Annotated in this window: 22 protein-coding genes; 5 read left to right on the top strand and 17 right to left on the bottom strand. The window is 66.2% G+C overall.

Translation table 11 applies throughout. The annotated features are described in order from the left end of the window. Window positions 1-41: 41 nt before the first annotated feature. Window positions 42-827 (top strand): alpha/beta fold hydrolase, encoded by a 786-nt coding sequence (locus AC07O3_RS26660; RefSeq protein WP_256330968.1) that lies wholly within the window; start codon window positions 42-44, stop codon window positions 825-827. 239 nt (window positions 828-1066) lie between these two features. Here AC07O3_RS26660 and AC07O3_RS26655 read toward each other — a convergent pair whose 3' ends face one another. The 5 genes from AC07O3_RS26655 to AC07O3_RS26635 are packed head-to-tail and all read right to left on the bottom strand — an operon-like array spanning window position 1067 to window position 5831. Continuing rightward, window positions 1067-2497, bottom strand: a complete 1431-nt coding sequence (locus AC07O3_RS26655; protein ID WP_495340715.1) for an ELWxxDGT repeat protein — start codon at window positions 2495-2497, stop codon at window positions 1067-1069. A 10-nt stretch (window positions 2498-2507) separates the two neighbouring features. Further along, a complete protein-coding gene (locus AC07O3_RS26650; RefSeq protein WP_495340714.1) occupies window positions 2508-3788 on the bottom strand; it encodes a TRAP transporter large permease in 1281 nt (426 codons plus the stop codon). Further along, window positions 3785-4348, bottom strand: coding sequence for a TRAP transporter small permease (locus AC07O3_RS26645; protein ID WP_495340713.1), 564 nt, complete (start codon window positions 4346-4348; stop codon window positions 3785-3787). The genes AC07O3_RS26650 and AC07O3_RS26645 overlap by 4 nt, the downstream gene beginning before the upstream one ends. Beyond that, window positions 4345-4800 (bottom strand): type II 3-dehydroquinate dehydratase, encoded by a 456-nt coding sequence (locus AC07O3_RS26640; RefSeq protein WP_495340712.1) that lies wholly within the window; start codon window positions 4798-4800, stop codon window positions 4345-4347. The genes AC07O3_RS26645 and AC07O3_RS26640 overlap by 4 nt, the downstream gene beginning before the upstream one ends. A 29-nt stretch (window positions 4801-4829) precedes the next feature. Continuing rightward, the gene (locus AC07O3_RS26635; RefSeq protein WP_495340711.1) at window positions 4830-5831 is read right to left on the bottom strand and encodes a TRAP transporter substrate-binding protein; all 1002 of its coding nucleotides are present in this window, start codon (window positions 5829-5831) and stop codon (window positions 4830-4832) included. Between the two features lie 150 nt (window positions 5832-5981). On the opposite strand from AC07O3_RS26635, the gene AC07O3_RS26630 reads away from it, so the two are divergent. Together AC07O3_RS26630 and AC07O3_RS26625 are read left to right on the top strand one after the other, a co-directional pair. Next, window positions 5982-6764, top strand: coding sequence for an IclR family transcriptional regulator (locus AC07O3_RS26630; RefSeq protein ID WP_495340710.1), 783 nt, complete (start codon window positions 5982-5984; stop codon window positions 6762-6764). Between the two features lie 25 nt (window positions 6765-6789). Continuing rightward, window positions 6790-7806, top strand: a complete 1017-nt coding sequence (locus tag AC07O3_RS26625; RefSeq protein ID WP_093178826.1) for a TRAP transporter substrate-binding protein — start codon at window positions 6790-6792, stop codon at window positions 7804-7806. 425 nt (window positions 7807-8231) lie between these two features. Here AC07O3_RS26625 and AC07O3_RS26620 read toward each other — a convergent pair whose 3' ends face one another. Beyond that, complete coding sequence (locus AC07O3_RS26620) at window positions 8232-9149, bottom strand: LysR family transcriptional regulator (RefSeq protein WP_093178824.1); 918 nt, start codon at window positions 9147-9149, stop codon at window positions 8232-8234. Between the two features lie 247 nt (window positions 9150-9396). On the opposite strand from AC07O3_RS26620, the gene AC07O3_RS26615 reads away from it, so the two are divergent. Beyond that, window positions 9397-9807 (top strand): (R)-mandelonitrile lyase, encoded by a 411-nt coding sequence (locus tag AC07O3_RS26615; RefSeq protein ID WP_093178823.1) that lies wholly within the window; start codon window positions 9397-9399, stop codon window positions 9805-9807. 522 nt (window positions 9808-10329) lie between these two features. Next, window positions 10330-10953, top strand: a complete 624-nt coding sequence (locus tag AC07O3_RS26610) for an IS3 family transposase (protein WP_256330965.1) — start codon at window positions 10330-10332, stop codon at window positions 10951-10953. 228 nt (window positions 10954-11181) lie between these two features. On the opposite strand, the gene AC07O3_RS26605 is transcribed toward AC07O3_RS26610, so the two are convergent. The 11 genes from AC07O3_RS26605 to AC07O3_RS26555 all read right to left on the bottom strand — a co-directional run bounded on the left by AC07O3_RS26605 (window position 11182) and on the right by AC07O3_RS26555 (window position 20934). After that, window positions 11182-12585 (bottom strand): aminotransferase-like domain-containing protein, encoded by a 1404-nt coding sequence (locus AC07O3_RS26605; RefSeq protein ID WP_093178821.1) that lies wholly within the window; start codon window positions 12583-12585, stop codon window positions 11182-11184. Window positions 12586-12646: 61 nt separating this feature from the next. Continuing rightward, the gene (locus tag AC07O3_RS26600; RefSeq protein ID WP_218137528.1) at window positions 12647-13471 is read right to left on the bottom strand and encodes an inositol monophosphatase family protein; all 825 of its coding nucleotides are present in this window, start codon (window positions 13469-13471) and stop codon (window positions 12647-12649) included. Further along, complete coding sequence (locus tag AC07O3_RS26595; protein WP_495340709.1) at window positions 13471-14361, bottom strand: glycerophosphodiester phosphodiesterase family protein; 891 nt, start codon at window positions 14359-14361, stop codon at window positions 13471-13473. The genes AC07O3_RS26600 and AC07O3_RS26595 overlap by 1 nt, the downstream gene beginning before the upstream one ends. Window positions 14362-14421: 60 nt before the next feature. Then, complete coding sequence (locus tag AC07O3_RS26590; RefSeq protein ID WP_093178818.1) at window positions 14422-15276, bottom strand: ABC transporter permease; 855 nt, start codon at window positions 15274-15276, stop codon at window positions 14422-14424. Further along, window positions 15269-16153, bottom strand: a complete 885-nt coding sequence (locus AC07O3_RS26585; protein WP_093178961.1) for an ABC transporter permease — start codon at window positions 16151-16153, stop codon at window positions 15269-15271. Before AC07O3_RS26585 ends, AC07O3_RS26590 begins: the two co-directional genes overlap by 8 nt. Further along, window positions 16153-17229, bottom strand: a complete 1077-nt coding sequence (locus AC07O3_RS26580) for an ABC transporter ATP-binding protein (protein WP_093178817.1) — start codon at window positions 17227-17229, stop codon at window positions 16153-16155. Before AC07O3_RS26580 ends, AC07O3_RS26585 begins: the two co-directional genes overlap by 1 nt. 46 nt (window positions 17230-17275) lie before the next feature. Next, window positions 17276-18526 (bottom strand): extracellular solute-binding protein, encoded by a 1251-nt coding sequence (locus AC07O3_RS26575; protein WP_495340708.1) that lies wholly within the window; start codon window positions 18524-18526, stop codon window positions 17276-17278. A 22-nt stretch (window positions 18527-18548) separates the two neighbouring features. Further along, entirely contained in the window at window positions 18549-19241 is a 693-nt protein-coding gene (locus AC07O3_RS26570; RefSeq protein WP_256330964.1) for a hypothetical protein, read from the bottom strand. Continuing rightward, window positions 19238-19672, bottom strand: coding sequence for an ExbD/TolR family protein (locus tag AC07O3_RS26565; RefSeq protein WP_093178815.1), 435 nt, complete (start codon window positions 19670-19672; stop codon window positions 19238-19240). The genes AC07O3_RS26570 and AC07O3_RS26565 overlap by 4 nt, the downstream gene beginning before the upstream one ends. A gap of 3 nt (window positions 19673-19675) precedes the next feature. Next, on the bottom strand, window positions 19676-20104 hold the full coding sequence (locus tag AC07O3_RS26560; RefSeq protein WP_093178814.1) for an ExbD/TolR family protein: 429 nt from the start codon (window positions 20102-20104) through the stop codon (window positions 19676-19678). A gap of 26 nt (window positions 20105-20130) precedes the next feature. Further along, window positions 20131-20934, bottom strand: a complete 804-nt coding sequence (locus AC07O3_RS26555) for a MotA/TolQ/ExbB proton channel family protein (protein WP_177142443.1) — start codon at window positions 20932-20934, stop codon at window positions 20131-20133. Window positions 20935-20941: the final 7 nt, after the last annotated feature.

Raw genomic sequence — 20941 nt, 5'->3', positions numbered from 1 at the left:
GCACACGGAGGTCGAGCCCATGGTCGCGGCCGCGGGCGGACATGCGCGACATCGGCGGTGCGCCAATCCGTTTCGTGCCAGGCGCCCGGCGATCGGGCGACCTGATCTTCCGCACAGACGCCAATGCACAAGCGCAGGGCCGACCGGACCCGCACGTGACAGCCGGTCCTTGGCCAATCATCCACTGGCTGCCGCTGGGCGGCGGACATGTCATGCAGGAGCATGGAGGCCCGGCGGGCCTGCCGGCGCTGGTGCTCCACGGCGGACCGGGCTCGGGCAGTTCACCCTTGTTGCGCCGCGGATTCGATCCGGCGCGCTACCGCATCATCTGTCCTGACCAGCGCGAGTCCGGACGCAGCACGCCGGCGAGCACGATCACGGCCAACACGCTCGCCGATTTGCTGGATGATCTGCGGCGCCTGCGCGATCACCTCCGGATCGCTCGGTGGCTGGTGGTGGGCCGCTCCTGGGGTGCCACGCTGGCCTTGGCGCATGCGCTGGGCCAGCCTGACGCCGTCGCGGGCCTGCTGCTCAGGAACGTGTTCCTTGCGCGTGCCTGCGACATCCACGATCTCTTCGCGCAGGCCGTGCGCCACGGGAACCCCGAATGGCGCCTCCTGTGGAACGAGGCTCGGCGGCGGCAGTGTCCGATCACGGCCGTGATCGCGGAGGTCTTCACGGATAGAACCCCGCAGCAGCAGTGCCGGATCGCAAGGCTATGGTCCGGGGGGAAAAACGCATGGCCACGGGACAGTCCGCACCGTCGCTCGACGACGCGACGCTGCAGCGGCTGGTGTCGCGCTACCGCGTGCAGAGTCACTGCCTGAAACACGGATGCTGGCTGCGCGGGCTCACGCTCCTTCAGCGCTGCGCCGCACTGCCCACGTCGCCCACGCTGATCGTGCATGGCACGCAGGACCTCCTGTGCCCGCCGCAGGGGGCCCAGGCTCTGACGCTTGCATTGCAGGGACGGGCCATCCTGCAGTGGGTGCTGGGCGCCGGCCACGACCCCACGCACCCGGCCCTCGCGGCAGCCATGCGGCATGGCGTAGCACGACTACGCGGATCAGCGCAGGCGCTGCCTGAGCGGGTCACCCATCAGGACCACCCGGCCGTCCTGGCGGTGCGCCCACAGGCGTTCGTTGCCGTTGCCATCGTCGGCAACGAAGAGCACCGAACTGCCCAGGCGGCGAAAGCCCTGCGGCATCGCATGGCGCGCGCCCGGCGCGATGTCCGCCACGGCGTGCGTGCCCGCCGGCGTGCCGTCGCTGGTCCAGGGTTCGACGCCGCTGGCGCTGCCGCCGTTGGCGGAGAACCAGAGGCGGGAACCGATGACCGAGAAGCGTGCGGGCGACCCGTTGTCCGCACCCGGTGCGATGTCCTTGACCCGCACGGTCCCTGCCGCCGTCCCGTCGCTGCGCCACAGTTCCGCGCCCGAGGCGCCGTCGGTCGCGGCGAAGTAGAGCCGCTCGCCCATGGTCGTGATCGGACTCGAGATGGCGCCGGACGGCCCCGGGCGGATGTCCTTCACCAGCGTCGTCCCGCCCTCGGTGCCATCGGTCTTCCAGAGCTCCAGGCCATGCACGCCGTCGTCGGCCGCGAAGTACAGGGCGCGACCAAGTGCGGTCAGGTGTATCGGTAGGGAGGGTTCGGCGCCTGGCCGGAGGTCCTTCACCATGCGCGTGCCGCGCGCGGTGCCGTCGCTCTTCCACAGCTCGATGCCGTGCACGCCGTCGTGGGCGGTGAAATAGAGATCATCACCTGCCGCCGTCAGGTTCTGGATGCCTGCGTCCTCGGGGCCGGGCCGGATGTCCTTCACCATGCGCGTGCTCTCGGGCGTGCCTTCGCTGACCCAGAGTTCGTGGCCGTGCTCGCGCGAGGTCGCGGTGAAGAACAGGCGGTCGCCCACCACCATGAGCTGGCGTGCCACCGCGCGCGGGCCGGTGTCGATTGAAGACACGCGCACCGTGGTTGGCGCGGTGCCCGATGTCTTCCACAACTGGAATCCCGAACGCCCGTCATTGGCCACGAAGTACAGCGCATCGCGAAACACCGTCAGCTCGCTCGGCAGCGCGCCTTCCTCGCCCGGCTGCAGGTCCACCACGAGGGAGGTTCCCGCGACGGTGCCGTCGGTGCGCCAGAGTTCGATGCCGTGCACGCCATCGGTGGCCGCGGTGTAGACATGGCCCCTGAACGCCGTCTGGCCGGCGGGGAAGGCGCCCCGGAAGCCCCGCCGGATGTCCTTCAGCATCGCGGTGCCGGCACGGGTGCCGTCCGTGACCCACAGCTCCTGACCGGTTTCGACGTGGAAGGCGCTGAAGATCAACTTCCCGCCCAGCGGGGTCAGGCCCGTGGGCGAGATGAAAGCCAGCGCCTGGCGCTGCTCGGGCAGCACCTCGCGCTCGGGATCCTGCGCGGCCGCCGGCAACTGCGTCAGGAGCGCGAGCACCCAGAGGCCGACGCGGCCACGCCACCGCGGGCCGGGAGAGCCGGACATCGCCACAGCCTCAGCCCCCGAACCATCGCGCGGGCGCGATGACCAGCTGCGGGAACGCGACCATCACGAACAGGATCGCGAACTCGGCAATCATGAAAGGCACCACGCCGCGCGTGACGTCGTCCATCGAGATCTTCCCGACGCCGGCCACCACGTTCAGCACCGTGCCCACCGGCGGCGTGACCAGACCGATCGAGTTGTTGATGATGAACAGCACCCCGAAGTACACCGGATCGATCCCCGCGGCCTTGACGATCGGCATCAGCACCGGCGTGAGGATCAGGATGGTCGGTGTCATGTCCATCGCCGTACCCACGACCATCACGAGCACCATGATCGCCGCCATCAGCAGGACCGGATTGCCCATGAAGGGCTGCAGCAGGCCGACGACCTTCGACGGCAGGTCGGCCACGGTGATGAGCCAGGCGCTCACCATGGCCGCGGCGATCAGGAACATCACGATGGCGCTCGTCTTGGCCGCGCTCACGAAGATGCCGTAGAGATCCTTCCACGTGATCTCCCGGTACACCACCGTCGACACGAAAAGCGCGTAGGCAGCGGCCACCACGGCCGCTTCGGTCGGCGTGAACACGCCCATGCGCAGGCCCACCAGGATGATCACGGGCAGCATGAGGGCCCACAGCGCCTTGCGGAAGGACGAAACGATCTCGGCTGAGGACTTGCGCGGCGGCGGAACGATCTTCTCGCGCCGCACGAGCCATGCCCAGGTGATCCACAGGGCACCGCCGATGAGCAGGCCGGGCACGATCGCCGCGAGGAACAGCTTGGAGATCGACACGTTGGCCGCCACGCCGAAGATCACGAGGCCGATGCTCGGGGGGATCACCGGGCCGATCACGCCGGTGGCCGCGATGAGACCGCCCGCGCGTGCCTTGTCGTGCCCCGCGCTCACCATCATCGGCAGCAGCAGCGCGGTCAGCGCGGCGGCGTCGGCCACGGCCGAGCCGGAGAGCGCCGAAAGCAGGCAGCCGGCCATGATGGTCACGTAGCCCAGGCCGCCCTTCACATGGCCGACCAACGCGAGCGCGAAGTCGACGATGCGCTTGGACAGGCCGCCGACGTTCATGATCTCGCCGGCGAGCATGAAGAAGGGGACGGCCAGCAGCGGGAAGCTGTCGGCGCCGCCGATCACGTTCTGCGCCAGGATCTGTGCGTCGAACAGGTCGAGGTGCCACATCAGTGCCACGCCGCTGGCGAGCAGCGAAAACGCGATGGGAATTCCCATCGCCATGGCCAGCAGCAGGGTGCCCACGAAAACGAGGATGGTCATCGACGTACTCCCTGCGCATCGTCCTTCGCGCCGAGGATCTGCTGGAGCTGCACGGCTTCCTCCGACTCCTGGACCATCACGAGCTCGCTCTCGGCGATGCGCCCGGTCAGCAGGCGCAGCAGGTCGAGCGCCAGGATCAGGCCGGCGAGCACCGAGAAGACCACGCCCGAGGCATAGACGATGGCCATCGATGCACCGGTGACGGGCGCGGTCACGTCCCAGTTGATGCGCGCCTGCGCGACGCTGCCCTGGAACAGCAGCCAGACGATGTAGAGCATGACCACATGCCCGACGGCCAGGCAGACCTTCTTGCCCAGGGGCGGCAGCTTCTGCACCACCATGTCCACGCCCAGATGCCCGTGCTCCTTCAGGGCGACCACGGCGCCCAGAAAGGTCATCCAGATGAAGAGCCAGCGAGACACCTCCTCGGATACCGTGATGCCCGAGTTGAAACCGTAGCGCAGCACGACGTTGCCGAAGACGAGCATGACCATCACCGCGAGCGCGGCCGCGATCAGCGCCTCGATGCCGCGGCAGCACCGGTCGATCCAGCGGCTCATGCGGCGGCCTGCGCTTCTGTTTGCCGATGCATGTCCACCAGTGCGCGCAGGGCGGCCAGGTACGACTGAGGGCCCAGCCCCTGGATCGTGCCCTTGACCGCCGGCGAGATGATCGAGTGGGCGCGCCATGTTTCACGCGCGGCGATGTTGGACATGTGCACCTCGATGGTCGGGAACGGCATGGCCTTGATCGCGTCGTGCAGCGGCACGCCGTGCTGCGTGAGTCCGGCGGGATTGACCAGCGCGCCCTGCGCGTCGTCGATGTGCGCATGCAGGAAGTCGATCAGGTCGCCTTCATGGTTCGACTGGAGGGTCTCCAGCGTCACGCCGAGTTCGCCGGCCAGCGCCTGCAGCCGGGCATTGATCTCGGCGAGCGTGGTCCTGCCGTAGATGTGGGGTTCGCGGCGCCCGAACAGGTTCAGATTGGGGCCGTGGAGGACGAGGATCTTCATGGAGGTGGCTTCTGGCGTGGTCGACACGGTCATTGTTTGCGGATGCGGGCGAGTTCGTCGTTGTAGAGCTTGACGGTGGCGGGGTCGTACTGCGCTGCGAACTTGTCGATCGCGGGCTTGGCGATCTCGCGCATGCGCACTTGCTCGGCCGCACTCACTTCGTTGAACTGGGCACCCTTGGCCTGCAGTTCACCGACGGCCTTCTGGGCCGCCGCTCGGCTGACCTGGCGCTGGTAGCCGCGCGCCTCGTCGGCGGCCTCGTGCATCATCTTCTGCTCGGCGGGGGACAGCGAGTCCCAGAATTTCTTGCTGACGAGCACGATGTTGGCGGCGTACACGTGATTCGTCGCGCTGACGAACTTCTGCACCTCGAAGAACTTGTTCGACAGGATCACCGAATACGGGTTCTCCTGGCCATCGACCGCCTTGGATTCGAGCGCGCCGTAGAGTTCAGCGAACGGCATCGGCACCGGGTTGGCCTTGAAGGCCTTGAAGGTCTCCAGGAACACGGGGTTGGGGATGACGCGGATCTTCAGGCCCTCGAGGTCCTCGGGCTTGCCGATGGGGCGCTTGCTGTTGGTGACGTTGCGAAACCCCAGGTCCCAGTAGCCGAGGGCCACGAGGCCTTTCTCGGGCAGCTTGGCGATGAGGGCCTGGCCCAGGGGGCCGTCGAGCAGCGCGTCGGCCTGGGCGAAGCTGCTGACGGAGAAGGGAAAGTCGACGAGGCCGAACTCCTTGACGATGCCCGCGAGCGACGTGGTGGCCGGCGCCGACATCTGCTGCACCCCGCCTTGCAGTGCGGACTGCTGCTGCATCTCGTTGCCGAGCTGGGAGGCCGGGAACTCCTGCACCTTCATCTTGCCGCTGCTCTTGGCCGCGAGCAGTTCGGCGAAGCGCTTCACGCCGAAGCTCACCGGATGGTCCGCATTGTTGAGATGGCCGAAGCGGATCACCCGTTCCTGCTGGGCCCAGGTCGGGGCGACAAGGCCGATGCACAGGCCGGCGGCGGCAAGCGTACGAAGAAGTTTCACTGAGGTCTCCAGAGGAAGGCAGAAAGGACTGATTGCGGCGATTTTGAGTTTTGCGGAAAATCTTTCCATTATGGAAATCCCTTCCCGCAATCTGATAGAGTGACAACGTCGCGGAAGACGAGCGGCCGCGGTTGAACCGGGAGACATGAAATGAGCGAGATGCTGGGACGCAGCTTCAAAGTGTTGGAATACCTGGCGGAACACCCGCAGGGCGTTGCACTGTCCACGGTGGCCAGTGAACTGAAGATCCCCCTGAGCGCATCGCACCGACTGCTGACGGAGCTGATTCGCTGTGGCTACGTGCGGCAGAACCTGGCCGACGGCCACTATGTGCTGACCATCAAGCTCGTCTCCGTGGGCCTGTCGTTCCTGAGCAATTCGGGCATCGTGGATGTGGCCCAGCCGCTGCTGGACCAGCTTGCCGCTGCCTCGGGCGAGCTGGTGCGCCTGGCGGTGGTCGACGGCGAAGACCTGACTTTCGTGGCCAAGGCGCAAGGGGCCACCCACGGGCTGCGCTACGACCCGGACATGGGCCTGTCGGTCATGCTGTCGTGCAGCGCCGCGGGACATGCCTGGCTCTCGACGATGAGCGAGGACGATGCGATGGCCCTGGTGGCCAAAAAGGGGCTGGGCAAGCCGGAGGACTTCGGCCCGAAGGCACCCACCACGCTCAAGGCGGTGATGGCCTACGTGAAGGCGGCTCGCCAACGTGGGTTCAGCATGATCAACGAGGTCTTTGCACCGGGAATGACCGCCATGGCCGCCCCCGTCTTCTCCGTCAACGGCGCGGTGATCGGCGTGGTCACGATCGCGGGGCCCGCGGTCAGGCTGACGCCGCAGCGGATGGAGGCACTGGGGCCGGCACTGCTCGGTGCGGCCGAGGAGGTCGCACGCGCCAGCGGCGGTTCGGCGCTGTTCAAAAAGAGAGCCTGACTTACATCACCAGGAGACAACTGCCATGAAGAAGAATCCGATTCGCAAGCTGTTGCTGGCCGCTGTGGCCGCCACGGCTGTCCTTGCCGCTCCAGGTGCGGTCGCACAGGTCAAGGAGCGCACGCTCAAGTTCGCGTTCCAGAACCAGGCCGGTCACCCCCAGGCACAAGGCGCGCAGAAGTTCGCCGATCTGGTCGCCGCCAAGTCAGGCGGCAAGATTGCCGTCAAGCTGTTCGCGGGTGGCGTGCTCGGCGGTGACCTGCAGACCGTGTCGGCGCTGCAGGGAGGAACGGTCGAGCTCACGGTGCTGAACGCGGGCATCCTCTCGGCGCAGGTGAAGGAGTTCGCGGCCTACGACTTTCCGTTCCTGTTCAACAGCGGCAAGGAGGCCGACGCGGTCACTGACGGTCCCTTCGGTCAGAAGCTGATGGCCAAGCTGGAGGACAAGGGCCTGCACGGGCTGGGATACTGGGACCTGGGTTTTCGCAATCTCACCAACAGCAAGCGCCCGATCGTGAAGGCGGACGACGTCGCGGGCCTGAAGATCCGCGTGATCCAGTCGCCGATCTACATCGACATGTTCGGCGCGCTGGGCGCCAATGCCACGCCGCTGCCGTTCCCGGAGCTGTATTCAGCTCTCGAGCAGAAGGCGGTGGATGGGCAGGAGAATCCGAACACCACCATCCTGTCGTCCAAGTTCGCCGAGGTGCAAAAGCACATCACCCAGACTCGGCACATCTACAACCCACAGGCGCTGCTGGTCAGCAAGAAGACATGGGATGGCATGAGCGCCGAGGAGAAGAAGATCCTCGCCGAAGCCTCGGCCGAGGCGACGGTGTTCCAGCGCCAGGTCTCACGCGGCGCTGCCGACAGCGCGCTCGATGCGCTGAAAAAAGCAGGCATGACCGTGTCGGAATTGCCGCCAGAGGAGATGTCCAAGCTGCGCGCCAAGGTCAAGCCGGTGATCGACAAGTACTCGGTATCTGTGGGCGAATCCACTGTCAAGGAGTTGATGATAGAAATTGAGAAGGTACGGAAATAGGCGACTGGAAGCCAAGGCTGAGCATCAGCGGTTCCCTCTCATGCATGCGACACTAGATTTGTTGGTCGCGTGCGAAGCGCATTCACCCGATCGCTGCAGCTTCATGAGCCGGCCTCATCGAGCAGTACCTCGACGAGCGAGCAACTCGATCTGCTGACCCCTGCATAGGCCGAGGACGCCACAAAAGGCGATGCGACCGCCGCGCCATCACCGCGGCTGCACGATCGCGGAATCTGCAACGTCACGGGCAATCAATCGAGGGCCACGTCCCATGGCCCCCCGAGGCCCATGCTAACGCCGACAAATGACCCACCGCGACATCAGGCGAAATGCCCGCCGAAGTCACCGGCAACACGCCCAGCAACTTTTGCCGGGTGCTGCCATACACCTCATGGCTGCTCACATGGCCAACGTGCCATTGCTGGTCACGTTGTGCAGACCTGCTCCTGACCTTCACGCCATCGCAAAGCCTCGATCACCAGAACCAACGCCGGTGGGATCTGCCTGCGATTTGCATAATACAGGTGGTAGCCAGGAAACGACGGCCACCATTCCTGCAACACCGGCACAAGCCGGCCTTCATCGATATGCGGCTGCATGATGTCGAGGGGCACGAAAGCGAAGCCCATCCCATCCAACGCGGCACGAAGCATTAGGAACGTGTTGTTGAACGTTGTCTGGCCGCTCACACGGACACTGATCGCCTTCCCTTCTCTCTCGAAGTCCCAGGCATACAGGCCGCCATTCGTAGCCAACCGAAGGTTGATGCAGCGATGGTCGATGAGATCGTGCGGGACGAGGGGCAGTGGCCTGCCTGTCAGGTAAGCGGGAGACGCTGCTACGGCCATGCGCAAATCCGGCGCAATGCGCACTGCGATCATATCTTTGTCCACTCGATCTCCCACACGCACGCCAGCATCGAACCGATGCGCCGCAATATCCGTGAGCGCATAGTCCACGCTGAACTCAACCCGAACATCGGGGTAGTCCTGCAGCAAGGGCTGTATTCGGGGCCACAGCACGGAGGTGATGGCGTGGTCGTGGGCCGTGATGCGCACCGTGCCAGCCGGCTTGTCACGCAGAGCGCTGAGCGAATCCAGCTCGAGTTCGATTTCATCGAGTCGAGGCGCAACTGCTTCCAACAGTCGTGCGCCAGCCTCTGTGACTGAAACGCTGCGGGTGGTGCGCGTCAGCAGCCGCACGCGCAGCCGGGCCTCCAAGGCCAGCATCGCATGGCTCAGCGCCGAGCGGGACAGGCCCAGTTGAGCGGCAGCACGGGTGAAACTGCGCTCGCGGGCGACGGCCACGAAGGCTTGAAGGTCGTTGAGATTCTCTTTTGCCATTGGTGACTTTTTTGCACCACCGTATATCGATAAAGCGATCTTCTCACCCAGTGACGAGGCATCTACAGTTTTCTGCAGATAACCGAGGCATATGAATGGGCGGTTTGGCGCTCTCGCTGCATTTCGCGCTGTGTCAGGGAGATTGGATGCACGCCCGCGCCCTCGCACCGGCGTCAGCGGATAGGGCTCTAGCGGCACCAAAGAAAAAAGTGACGATGTGTCCCAGAGTATCGAAAGGATCAAGATCATGGAACTCAAACGCGCTGGCTCGCAGCCTTCCACAATAGGGCCAGCCGAATGGTTCACTGGGACGGTGCGTATCGACCCGCTGAACAACCCGCCAGCGCCCGCGCGCGCCTCCTGCGCGAGCGTGACGTTCGAGCCGGGCGCGCGCACGGCTTGGCACACCCATCCGCTGGGACAAACGCTGATCGTCACCGCCGGCTGCGGATGGACGCAGTGCGAGGGCGAGCCCATCGTCGAGATCCGTGCCGGTGATGTCATCTGGTGTCCGCCCGGCCATCGGCACTGGCACGGCGCATCGCCGACCACAGCCATGACTCACGTCGCGATCCAAGAAGCACTGGATGGCAAGAACGTCGAGTGGATGGAACACGTGGGCGACGCGCAGTACCTCGCAGGTCCGCCTTGCGGCTGAGCCATTTGGGGATGCGGACAAAAACTTGGACTACCAGGAGGTAGGTCATGTATTCGTACGAAGACCGGATTCGAGCGGTGCATCAAGCTCGGCAAACGCGCCAGGGCGACCATTCGCCAATTGGGGTACCCGACCAAGAATGCGTTGAAGGGCTGGCACCGTGAGCACGAGCGGCGGCTCGACCTACCAAAGGGCTATGCGCGTTCGAAGCCTAAGTATTCTCAGAAGCACAAGGGGGAGCCGTCAGGCATTTCCTCGACCATGGAAGCTGCATCGCATTCTCGATCAAGGCATTGGGCTATCCGGCACCGGATTCGCTGCGTTCTTGGACTCACGAATTGCACCCCGAGTTGCACGCTCGAAGCCCTTCGATGCGACATCCGACGATTGCAGCTCGAAAAAGGCCTCTTGAAGAAGGCGAATGAAATCCCGAAAAAAGACCTGGACATCGACCGGCGACTCCTGACCAATCGGTAGAAGACGCTGCTGGTTGATGCCCTGAGTCAGACGACATACACCCTCGTGGAGCTGCTCGACGAAGTGGGTCTGGCACGCAGTTCCTACTTCTATCATCGAGCCCGGCTCGATGCTGCGGACAAGTACGCCGAGGTGCGTCGAACCCTCACCGACATCTTCGAGCGCAATCACCGTTGCTATGGCTACCGCCGGCTGCAGGCTTCGCTGACCAGGCAGCGCGTCAGCATCTCGGAGAAGGTCGTGCAGCGGCTGATGAAACAAGAGAGCTTGGTCGTTGCCAAACCGAAGCGGCGCAGGTACGGCTCATACTTGGGAGAGATCAGTCCGGCGCCAGACAACCTTCTCGGCCGAAACTTCCGGGCGCGCAGCGCCCATGAGAAGTGGCTCACTGACATCACGGAGTTCCAGACCCCGGCCGGCAAGGCGTATCTGTCTCCCATGATCGACTGCTTAGACGGCATGGTCGTCAGCTGGTCGCTCGGTACGCGCCCGGACGCTGAACTCGTCAACACGATGCTGGATGCGGCCATCGAGACGGTGGTCGATACCCAAAGACCGACCCATCGTTCACTCCGATCGTGGTGCCTACTATCGCCGGCCTGGATGGCTATCGCGCATCGCCGATGCGAAGCTGATTCGTTCGATGTCGCGCAAGGGGTACTCGCCTGATAACGCGGCGTGCGAAGGCTTCTTCGGCCGGTTAAAAACCAAGCTGTCTATCCTCGCAATCGACAGTCCACAACCATCGAACAGTTCATACAAGCCGTGGGCTCCTCCATCCGTTGATACAACGAACAGCGGATCCAGATCTCACTGGACTCTCTCAGCCCCATCGAATACCGAGAGAGTCTTGGACTTGCGGCATAAAACCAGTCCAAGTTTTTGTCCGCATCCCCACTACAGCATTTCGAGGAATCGCCAGAATCTCTCGGTATCGCAATAAGCAACATTGAAGCGGAACCAAGCGCTCGCCGCGTCAGAGATGCCGAAGTACGCGCCCGGGGCAAGCCAGATGCCTTGCCTCAGCGCGCGCGCCGTGACGTCCTTAGCCGACTGGGGATCGATCGGCAGACGCCCCCAGAGGAAAAGCCCCGCCTGCGGACGATGAAACAGCTCCACGCCGGCCGCGACGAGCTTGCGCTCGATCCGCGCATGCATGTCCGCCAACCGATGACGCAAGCGCTCCAGGTGCCGGCGGTAGGCGCTATCTATCAGTACCTGATGGACCGCCTTTTCCGTGACCGCGGAGGAAGTCAGGCCGGTGACCATCTTCAGACGCGTCAAAGTGTCCAGAGTCGCCGGGTCAGCCGCGACGAAGCCTACGCGCAGCAACGGCGAGATCGTCTTGGAGAAGCCCCCGACGTAGACGACCGGCCCAAGCCCCGCCATGGCGACCAGCATCGGTGCATCGGGCGGCGCCAGCCCCCGGCTCACATCGTTTTCGATGATACGCACCTGCGCGCGCTGGGCGATCTGGAGCACCTTGTAGGCCGTCGGCAAGGTGAACGACGAGCCCGTGGGATTGTGCAAGGCGGAGCTCACGAACAGCGCCTTCGGTTGGTGCCGCCGAACCACATCCTCGAGCGCTTCGGTATCCAGGCCATCCGGTGTGCGGGGCACGAACACCAGTCGCACGCCCGAGAGCCTCAATAGCTCGAGCAAGTTGCAGTAGCAAGGGTCCTCGACGGCAACGACGTCATCGGGCTTGAAGAGTGATCGAATGACCAGATCCAAGGCCTGACTGGCGCCTTGCGTGATCAGGATCGAATGGGCATTGGCAGGCAGGCCAAAGCGCGCCAGTTCGAAGGCGATGCGCGAGCGCAGGCTGGCGTCGCCCTGCGGCTGTCCGTATCCGCCGACCTGGCCCGCCATGGTGCGGCCCAGCGACCGCAGTGCCCGGCCGAATTCAATGCCGTCGAGCCAGCCGGGCGGAAGCCAGCCACAGCCGGCCTTGACGGATGTCGTCTGGTCGGAGAACACCACCGATGACAACCAATTGTCGTTCGGACTGGAAGGAGTCTCGGGGAACGGGGGCGCAGGCTGCGGGGTGATCTGGTTTATCACGGTGAATCCGGCACCGGGACGCGACGCGATCATTCCGAGTGACACCAGTCGCTGGTACGCCTGGACAACGGTGAACGTGCTGAGCTGGAGGCGCATCGCCAGTTGGCGCACGGACGGCAGCTTCTCGCCGGACAGTATCCGGTGCTGCCTGATCGCTTCGTCTACACCGTCCACGATCTGGGTCACCAGAGAAGTCGCGCGACCTTTGCGACGATCTATCGACAGCTTCAAGTCCATGAGCGCTCATCTCTCCCTGTTTCTCCGTCAACCATGGATTCGCAATCCGCAACGCGCAGGTTCAACGCTTCACCGGCGTCGGTGAGGATTCGCCAGCAATGCCCCACCCTGGCTGCGTGATCCTGTGGATCTCCGGCAACCCGGCGCGCACCCACGTCGATCTCTCGTCCAACGGCCCGTGATGCACTTCGAGCCCGGCTTCGGCGCACAAGACCAAGCCCGCCGCAATGTCCCAGGCCTGAACGCGATGCTGCAGGTGCCCGTCGAGGCGGCCGAGCGCGCTGAAGGCCAAGCCAAGCGTGGTGCAGCGGTAGGACTCCACCACCCACCCCGCCTCGCGCAGACGGCGCGTCGTGGCCAGCGCGTCCTCGAGGTCCAGGTCGGCGTCGCCGACCGAGGCCAGGTGCACATCTCCGAACGGCCGCTGTGGCTGCGCTGCAAGCCCGTTGACGAACAGCCCGAAGCCGGCCTCGGCACCGACGATCAGGTCCAGCGCCGGGAAGGCGATCACGCCGATGCTCGGCTTGCCGCCACGCACCAGCCCGAGCGACACGCCCCACAGCGGCAGGCCACGCAGGAAGTTGCTCGTGCCGTCGATCGGATCGATGAACCAGGTGGCATTCGCGCTGGGCCGCCCGCCGCCCTCTTCGCCGATCACCGCATCGCCAAAGAAATCCAGTGCGAGCCGCGCCCGGATCAACTGCTCCACCTTTTCGTCGGCCGCCGACACGAAGTCCTGAGGCCCCTTGGCGCGCATGCGCAGGTTGCCGCGGTCGTTGAACGCTTCGAGCGCGCATGCAGCCGCGTCGGACACGATGCGGTGTGCACGCGCCAGTCCGTCGGGCATCCCTGCGCGGACTTGGCCCGGGTCGCTCGCCGCGGTCATCACACCGCCCCCCTGCCCTGACGGTCTTTGCTGCGTGCCAGGTAAGCCACCAGGTCCGGCACGACATCGGTCTGGATCGCGCCCACGCCGACGTCGAGCAGGCGGCCCCAGACGGCATCGGCGTCCTGCAGCGCATGCGTGTCGTTGAAGTCCAGACTGTGCGAGCAATCGATGGTGTTGACCCACAGGCGCGCGCCCTGGCGCCTAAGTTCGTCGCGGCCGGCCTCAAGATCTGCAAGGTCGGCGAAGCCCACCTCGTACATCTGGCAGCCCAGCGGCTCGAGCCAGCGCAGGTCTTCGGCGAAACGGCCGGGGCGGGCCTGCATCATCGGCACGAAGGCGATGCGACCGAAGAAGGGGCTGGCCCGGACCTGGTCCACATGCGCCTGCTCGGTGATCGTGGCCTTGACGAACACCTGGTCGGCCATGCCCGCGGCAATGACGGCCTGCGCGACGTGGTCGGCCATCAGCGTGTCCTTGACGTCGATGTTGACCACCACGCGATCGCGCGCCGCTTCGAGCGCGCTCGCCAGCGTGGGCAGGCGCTCGTGCGTCGGCACGAGCGCGCTGCCGCCGTCGCGGGGTTTGAGACGAGCCCGGCGCACTTGGCCGAAATCGAGCGCGGCCACGGCGCCGCTGCCGGTCGTGGTGCGTTCCAGCGTCGGGTCGTGCAGCAGCACCAGCACGTCGTCGCGCGTGGCACGCACGTCGAGTTCGATGATGTCGGCGCCCTGCGCGATGGCGTCGTCGAGCGCGGAGATCGAGTTTTCGGGGAGCTCCCGCCAAGCCCCACGGTGCGCGGCCACGAGCACGCGGGGGTTCGAGGAGCCGATGAGTGCGGTGGTCGAGATGCAGGAGTCGTCGGTTGGCAAGAATGCGGAAACAGCCATTGCGGGTGATTGATGTTGAAAGAGAAGTGAACGAAAAGTGAGCGGCTCGCGGGCGCGCTTTCAGACCTTGCCCATGCCCGCGGCCATCAGGTCGTCGCGCAGGATGCGCCCCGACAGCACGAACACGACCAGCACCGGCAGCAGAAGAATCAGCGCCACCACCGCGGCCAGCGGGAATTGCAGCGAATACGGGTCGAGGTGGTGGTACAGCAGCACGGGCAGCGTCTGCACCGCCGGCGCGCCGACGAGGAAAGTCTTGTCGAACTCCTCGAAGCTGCCGACGAAGGACAGCAGCGCGCCGGCCAGCAGCCCCGGCGTGCACAGCGGCAGCGCCACGTGCCACACGGCGCGCAGCGGGCTCGCGCCGAGCGAGCGCGCGGCGTGGAGCAACTCGTCGGGCAGGGTCTCGAAGCTGGCCACGAGCAGCCGGATCATCAGCGGCAGCGTGCCCACCATCTGCACCAGCACCACGCCGGGCACGGTGTAGGTCAAGCCCCATCCGAGGAACACCTGCCCCACGCCCACGGCAACGACGATGCCCGGCACGATCACCGGCGCCAGCACGAACACCTCGACCGCGCGCCTGCAGCGCAGCGGAAACTTGGCCATCGCCCAGGCTGTGGGCAGTGCCACGATCGCGGTCAGCACGGTCACGAGCACGGCGATGACGGTGCTGGTGATCGCCGCGCCCAGTACGTCGCCATCGTCGAACACGGCCCGCCAGAGGGCGCCGGTGTAGCTGCTGGGCAGCAGGTCCGGTGCGGGCCAGCGCCCGGCCACACTCCACAGCACCAGCAGCAGCAAGGGCAGCCCCAAGGCCAATGCGAGGGCCGCGAACAGGCCCGCCGACACCCAGATCCGGTCTTCGGGCTCGAAGCGCCGACGCGCCGGGGAGATCAACGCCGCCTCACTCATGGTCGTCCTTTCGGGCGCTGCCGCCCAGCAGCCGGGCAGCCCGCGCACTCAACGCGTAGTAGCCCAGCAGCACCGCGACCGCGAAGGCGCTGAGCAACATGCCGATGGCGTAGACCAGCGGCAGATGGCCGCTGCCGAACTCCGCGTACATGTGCACGGCCAGCGGACGCGGAGAAGGCGGCCCCACCAGATCGGGGATGGCGAACGAGCCCATGGTGCCGATGAAAGTCAGCAGCACCGCGGCCGAGATGCCGGGCAGCGCCATCGGCAGCTCCACCCACAGCAGCGTGCGCCAGCGGCCTGCGCCCAGCGTGCGCGCGGCGTGGCTCACCTCCTGCGGGATGGCGGCGAAGGCGCCGGTGATCACCAGGGTCATGAACGGCAGCTGCTTCCAGACCGAGGTCAGGATGACGCCCACGCCCCAGGGGTCGCGCACCAGGCGAGGCAGCGCGAGGCCGAACGGCGCGGCCAGCCGGTCGAGGAAGCCGCCGCGTTCGGCCAGGGTCATGACGATCAGCGCGGCAATGATGCCCGGCACCGCCATCGGTATCTTGTACAGCCCGTTGAACCACGCGCGCCCGCGGAAGTGGCGGCGCAGCAGCAGCGCCAGGCCGATCGAGAGGACGAGCGTCACCAGCACCGGAGCGACGCCGTAGTAGATCGACACCAGGAGCCCGCTGCGCAAGGCCGGGCGAGTGAAGATCTGCGCATAGTGCTCGAGCGTGAAACCGGCCAGTCCTTGGTCGAGGCCCAGGCTGCCCGCCAGGCTCCACAGCAGCGGACCAGCGAACAGCGCGCCAAGAAAGACCACGCCGGGCAGCAGGCAGGCCCAGGCCAGCAGCCGGGCGCGCGTGTCCGCCGCGGATGCGTTCTTCATCATGGGCGAGTCCCGCGGTTCGAGTCCTCGTCCGCGGATTTCAAAGCGTGCAGGCGCTCTGCAGCAGTGACGCTCACGCGCTGCCCCACGGGCAGCAATGTCGCGCCATCGCCGGCCGTGACGGTGACGCGCAGGCTCAGATCCGCGATGCGCACCGTGTAGTTCAGCTGCGCTCCCGTGAAACTCGCGGCCGTGACCTCGCCGGCGCCTTCGGCATCGGGCACGACCCACAGGTCCTCGGGCCGCAGCGACACCAGCGCGGAATCGGCACCGTCGGCCAGGTCGTCGATGGCGGCGGACGCGCCCCAGGGCAGCATCACCCTGCAGTCCTTGCCGCGGCCCGTGACCGGCAGGCGCAGCAGGTGCGTGTGCCCAAGGAAGTGCGCCGTGAATGCGTCCACTGGCCGGCGGTACAGCGCGAGCGGGGTGCCGCTTTCGACGATGCGCCCGGCGTTCATCACCATGATGCGGTCCGACATCGCCATCGCCTCGGTCTGGTCGTGCGTGACGTACAGGCTGGTCGTGCCGACACGCCGGTGCAGCGCGACCAGCTCGTCGCGCAGGCTTTCGCGCAGCTTGGCGTCGAGGTTGGACAGGGGCTCGTCGAAGAGCAACAGCGCCGGCTGCATCACGATCGCGCGCGCCAGCGCCACGCGCTGCTGCTGCCCGCCCGAGAGCTGGCGCGGCATCCGGTCCAGCAGGCCGTCGAGCCTGCAGATGGCCACGGCGTGTTCAATGCGGCTGGCCTGCTCGGCCGGCGCGATCTTCTTCATACGCAGGCCGAAGCCCAGGTTCTTGCGCACGCTCATGTGCGGAAACAGCGCGTAGGTCTGGAACACCATGGCCACGTCACGGTGCTCGGGCGGCAAGGTGTCGATGCGCCGCCCGCCGAGCCGGATCTCGCCGCCGCTGGCGCTCGCAATGCCGGCCACGATGCGCAGCAGGGTCGTCTTGCCGCAGCCCGAAGGCCCCAGGAGCGTGACGAACTCGCCATGCGGCACTTCGAAGTCGGTGGGCGCCAGCGCCACGGTCGAACCGTAGGATTTGTGAACGCCGCTCAGTGTCAGGGAGGCCATCGTTTGCCGCTTCAGGAAATGGAGGATGGAACAGGAGATGGCGTGCTCAGCGCTTCGCGAGCACCTTGTCTTCGAATGCGCGGATCAGCCCGCGCGTCACCAGCCAGTTGGCCGGCACGGAGCGCGTGCGCATCTGCGCGGCGGGCACCAGATAGGGTGCCGTTGCGGCGCTCGCAACGGCCGCAGGGTCGACGTCGTTGCGCGGCGAACGCGAGGCGTGGTGCTCCAGCTTCCAGACCTGGAACTCGCGGTCGAACGCCATGTCGATGAACAGCAGCGCCGCAGCCGGATTCCTGGCATTGGCCGGCACGATCAGGCCGTCGCCGCTGGCGGCCATGCCGCTCTCGAGCAGCGTGAGCCTGAAGCTGGACGGCAGTTGCCTGTCGCGGACGAACGCCAGGGACAGGTCTTCCCACGTGGTGCCGATCCAGGCCTGCCGGTTGTTGAGCAGGTTCAGCGTGTCGGCGTTGCCGTTGGTCAGCTCCGCCACCTTGAGCAGTTGCGTGAGGTACGCCCACAGCGGGTCGAGGCAGCTTGCGGTCGCGGCCCATTGCACGGCCTCGTCCTCGGTCATGCGCGCGCTCGCGAGGGTCTTGCGGCATGCCGGATCGCTGGCGAAGTGCAGCGCGGCCGCATACAGGAACCCGCTGCCGGAGCCGCCCTTGGCGGGCGAGGTGATGGCGAACTTCCCGGGATTCTTCTGCGCCCACGCCAGCAGCGACTCGAATTTCGCGGGCACCTCGGCGGTGGGCAGCAGCGCGCTGTCGTAGCCCAGCGCGGTCTGGTTCAGATGCACCAGCGGCCATGCGCCGCCGGTGTCCACGCCGAAGATCGCGTGCTTGTACTCGGCAGGAACCGCCGAGAGATTGGGCATGACATTGGCCAGGTCCAGCTGTGCGATCACGCCGGCGGAACGCAGCACCTCGAAGCTGTCGGTGCTCCCGGCAAAGTACACATCCACCGGCGAAGGCGCACCGGCCTTGTGGACGGCCATCAGCTGCTGGTTGGCCTGCGCCTGGCGTACGTTGCGGTACTCGACCTTGATGCCGTAGCGCGCCTCGAAACGCGGGATCAAGCCGAGCTTCCACACCGGATCGAAATTGCCCGCGAAGTTGTAGAGCATGAGCTTGCCTTCGCGCCGGGCCACGGGTTCGAGCACCTTGTAGAAGTTGTCGCGCGTCAGCGCGGCCGCATCGAAGTCGGCGTACTTCAGCGGGGCCTGCGCGTGGGCACCGAGCAGCGCGAAGGCCTGCAGGGCGAGCAACACGGCGGTGCGGAGCATCGAAAACATGGACATGGATACAGACCCGGGTTGCCGGCTATTCGGCACGGAAATTGACGTCGAAGACCACGAGTGCCTCCTCTGCCCCTTCGGACTTGCAGGTGAAGCGGCGCACCGCAGCCTGCACTGCACGCTGGTATTCGCGCGGGCCCGACAGCAGGCTCACGTCGAGCACGGCGCCGCCGTGCACGCGGAACTGCACCTTGACCGTGGCGGCCAAGCCGACCCGCTCGAAGACACCGGCCAGGCCGCTTTGCAGCGCGGCCTGGTAACCCGGGCACACCACGCCCACGCTCGACGATGGTGACCGGGCCGGCGCGGGGGATGGCGCAGGGGACGGCACTGGTGGGGCCGGCGGCGATGGTGCCGGTGCAGGGGCAGGTTCAGGACTCTGCATCGCAACGACGGGAGGCGCCGGCGGCGGCACGGGAACAGGCGCGGGCGTTCGCACGACCTCGGGCCGCGGCGCACGGGCCGGCTGCGGCGTTGCCGTCTTGCGGGCCTCGACGATCTTCTCGACCTTCGGCGGCTTCACCTCCTGGACGATGACGGCTTCCAGCGGCTTCCTGGCGACAGCCTCCACCGCCTTGCGCGCCAGCCCGGTGACCAGCGCATAGCCGATCAGCAGGTGCAGCCCCACCATCACTGTCAGGCCTGCCGGGCCGAAGCGGTTCGCAGGCTTGAAGTCCTTCACGCGGCCGAGGCTCGCAACAGGCAGGGTCGCGCTCATGGAGCCAGCGCCTGTGAGCCGACGATGCCGATCCGGGTCAGGCCGGCGCGCTGCGCCGCGGCCAGCACGGCAGCGACCACCTCGTATTTCGCCTTGCGGTCTGGCCGCAGGTACACCGGCGGCTGATCGGGCTGTGCGACGAGCTGTTCCATGCGGCGCACGAGCTCGGCCCGGTCGGCCAGCGGCTCGCCGTTCCACGCCACCACGCCGGCGGCGCTCACGTCGACGTGCAGCACTTCGGGCCTGGGTTCACTGGGCGGTGCGCTGGCCGTGGGCATGTTCAGATTGACCGCGTGCAGCTGGACCGGGATGGTGATGATCAGCATGATCAACAGCACCAGCATCACGTCGATCAACGGCGTGGTGTTGATGTCCGCGACCGGCGCGTCTGCCGCAGCGGATTGGCGTGGGGGTTTCCTGATCTTGCGCATGGTTCAGTCGTTGGGCGGAGGTTCGGTGATGAAGCCCACCTTGGCAATGCCGGCGCTGCGACAGGCGTTGATGACCCGGCCCACAGGCTCGTAGTCGCTCGCGCCGTCGCCGCGGATCTGCACTTCGGGCTGCGGGTTCATCGCGGCCACCGCGCGCAGCCGCCCGGCCAGCGCCGCGTCGTCGGGCAGGCGGCTGTCGAGCCAGTAGATGTCGCCGCGGGCGTCCACCGAAATCACGACGTCCTCCGCCTTGCTCACGCGCACTTCGTTGCGCTCCTTGGGCAGATCCACCGGGACCGCGTGGTTGGCCACGGGAATGGTGATCAGGAAGATGATCAACAGCACCAGCATCACGTCCACCAGCGGCGTGGTGTTGATCGCCGAGACGACCTGGTCTTCGTCGCCATCGGCAGCGGGGATGTTCATGGCCATCGCGTTGCTCCGGTCTCAAAGACTCGTCATGCGGCCTGCCTCGGGGGCGATACGAGCTGCGTCGTGTACAGAAGCAGCGCCGTATGCAGTTCGCCGCCGAAGTCGCGCACCTCGTCCATCACGCCGACATTGCGGCGCAGCAGCCAGTTGTAGCCCAGGACCGCGGGCACCGCGACGGCCAGGCCGATGGCGGTCATGATCAGTGCCTCGCCCACCGGGCCGGCGACCTTGTCGATGCTGGCCTGCCCCGCCACACCGATGGCGGTGAGCGCATGGTAGATGCCCCAGACCGTGCCGAACAGCCCGATGAAGGGCGAGGTGGACCCCACCGTCGCGAGGAACGACATGCCGTTGCCCAGGCGCCGCTGCACGCGCTCGGTGGCGCGGTGGATGGAGAGCTCCACCCAATCGTAGAAGTCGACCTTGGCCTGTAGCCCCACATGCTTGCGGGTGGCATTCAGGCCTGCATCTGCAATGAAGCGAAAGGGGCTGCCGTCGGCCAGCTTTTCGACGCCCTCTTCGGTGCTGTGGGCGCTCCAGAATTCACGCCCTGCGTTGGCCGCCTGGCGCTTCATCTTGCCCTGCTCGAGCAGCTTGGTCACGATGAGGTACCAGGTGCCCATGCTCATGATCGCAAGGATCACGAGCACGGTCCGGGCCACCAGGTCGCCCTGGCTCCACAACGCATCGAAGCCGTAGGGGTTGCTGCCGCCGGTGGTGGTTGCGGTTGCAGCGAAGGCTTGCGAGCCAAGGCACATGCCGCATGCAGCGAGGGTGGCGAAGCGATACAGCGCGTGCCGCGTGCGCTCGGAAAGTCGGTGTTGTTTCATCATGAGT

The sequence above is a fragment of the Variovorax sp. GW821-FHT09D05 genome (genome assembly GCF_059416325.1).
The sequence above is the reverse complement of the archived record's forward strand: the minus strand, read 5'-3'. Positions and strand labels throughout refer to the sequence as shown.